The organism is Prevotella jejuni (assembly GCF_900187995.1).
Lineage (GTDB): Bacteria > Bacteroidota > Bacteroidia > Bacteroidales > Bacteroidaceae > Prevotella > Prevotella jejuni.
On record NZ_FZNZ01000085.1, the window covers coordinates 1 to 2,264 of the forward strand.

Genomic DNA, 2,264 nt, shown 5'->3' on the forward strand with positions numbered 1-2,264 from the left:
GTCCACCGTGCGGCCAAGAAAGCTGGTCTCGGCTGGCTCTTCGGCATGGGCTTCAACAAGGGACTCTCGACCATTGACGGGCTGAGCATCGACGGCGGAGACTTCGCCCTGACGAGCGTTTCGAGGGGCGTAGCCTACGAGACGAAGAAGGCGGTCGAGGACAGCATGGCGGTAATGATCGGCAGCGAGTGCAGCCCGAGCGTGCCCAAGGCACGGACAAGGTCGGCAGGCAAGGCTTCGTCCATCGAGAGGCAAGCCCATTCTGCCCTCACTGTGACAAGGAAGGACGGGACTGGTATGGCGTTCAGTGCCGAGCTGAGACTCGCCAAGGAGACCGATGCCGAACTGCTCGTCTATGACACATCAGGAAGGCTGCTGAGCCGGACGGACATGGCGGGAGGCACCATCAAGCGTGCCGACTTCACCGTACCGCAGACGGGCGTGTACGTCGTCAAAGCACTCACCTTAGAAAAAGAATTCACAAGGAAGATAATGGCAAACTACTAAACTCCAACGGCTATGAAGACAAAGCATTACCTCATATCGGCGGCATTACTGACAGCCATCACCGCAGCCATCGCTGCGACGCATATATACAAGGGACAGGACAGTGTACGTGAAAACAACGGCACGAGTATATCACAGGAGACAGCACAGACCGAGACGTTCACGTCGAACACACATAACACGGTGAAGGCTGTGCAGGGAAACTCACAGGCTATTAGAAGGGGTAATACTAAAACAGTGACAGCATCCCGCGCAGCCACCTATGCAGCAGACCATCCATCGGGCATCATAGGACAGCCCGACGGACGGGTTTCGGACAACCCCGAAGACAATCTTTTCGAGATTACTCTTGCCAAGGTTCCTTCCAATTCACGGGTATGGCTTGTTTATGACCTAAAGGGTGTATCCTCTGCATCGGGCGTAAGCAAGAGTATCAACGACCGTCCGGGAGTGGGCGGTTATCTTACGGCACTATCCAAGGAATGGAAGACCGTTCGGGAGGAAATCAGTCCCTCTTGGGTTAAGGCAGGTAAGAACACCATATTGTTCACGCTTCCTTCTGATGCCTCTTACAGTTATAGCGTCAGGAATGTCCGCATAGAGACCTCCCCGCTCGAAAAGACACAAGAATCCATTGTGTTCTCAGAGCATCCGACAGCATACGGTTCTTTGGTATACGTCCATGGATTTATCCGTGGCAAAGCTGATGGGATTACTATATCAGGACAAAAGATAACTGTCAGAAATGGAGAGTTCGAAGGTGTAGTTCCTGTTAGCACAGGTCGATTGTCTCTCACGGCTTCGGTATCAGGTAAAAGCGTAAACAAAACGCTTTCCGTTGCACGGAATAGCAAAGCTGATTTCAGCCGTGCCTTTGTTTCTGTTGGAACAGTGGTTGGAAAACAATTCCTTGCTCATCAATCCGACAGCCTTGTCATAGCCGGCAATACGCTCTCCGTTACCAAGGGCGAAATTTCTAAAACGGGGAAATACACCATTACGGCACTTCGTGAAACGGATATCCCCGCTTTGGACTATGGTATGACCAATGTGACGGCACGTGACGAGGGGTATCGCTTCTTGCCTCACGGCGAACACTTTGCTGGGAAGGGTGCGACAGTCAAAATCAAGTATGACCGCACGAGGATACCAAGCGGTTTTACTGAAGACGATATCAACACCTACTATTTCGATAAAGAGACAAAGCATTGGGTGGCTCTCGAAAGGGTGAAAGTGGACAAGGCTTCTGCCTGTGTGGTATCAAAGACCACTCACTTTACAGATATGATTAACGGTGTCATCAAAGCACCCGAATCACCACAGACCGACGGATTCACACCAACAATGATGAACGACATCAAGGCAGCGGATCCGACATCAAAAATCAATCTCATTACACCTCCTACAGCCAACAACCGAGGTTCTGCCAATCTTCAGTATGCCTTTGAAATGCCTCCCGCACGCAATGGTATGGCTCCTTCTTTGGGCATACAGTACAGCAGTGAAGGCGGTAGTGGATGGCTTGGAGAGGGTTGGAATCTCTCTGTTCCTTCTATTACATTGGATACTCGCTGGGGTGTTCCAAGATACGATACAAGTAAAGAAACCGAGACTTATTTGATGTCGGGTTCTATGCTTTCCACGATGGGTGACGACGGCAAGATGGGTGTGGCTCACCGTGGTGAGAAGATGAACCGAAAAGCGGACAGACAGTTCTACACTCGGCAGGGAGGAGACTTCAGCCGTATTATCCGAAA

The 2,264-nt window shown here is 51.2% G+C and carries 2 protein-coding genes; both read left to right on the top strand.

Annotation, left to right across the window (positions count from 1 at the left end; genetic code table 11):
• On the top strand, positions 1 to 507 hold a 507-nt coding region (locus CHB62_RS14430; protein ID WP_141240455.1), incomplete at its 5' end, for a T9SS type A sorting domain-containing protein.
• A gap of 12 nt (positions 508 to 519) precedes the next feature.
• Positions 520 to 2,264, top strand: a 1,745-nt coding sequence (locus CHB62_RS14435) for a SpvB/TcaC N-terminal domain-containing protein (protein ID WP_303395907.1), incomplete at its 3' end; no start/stop codon positions are given.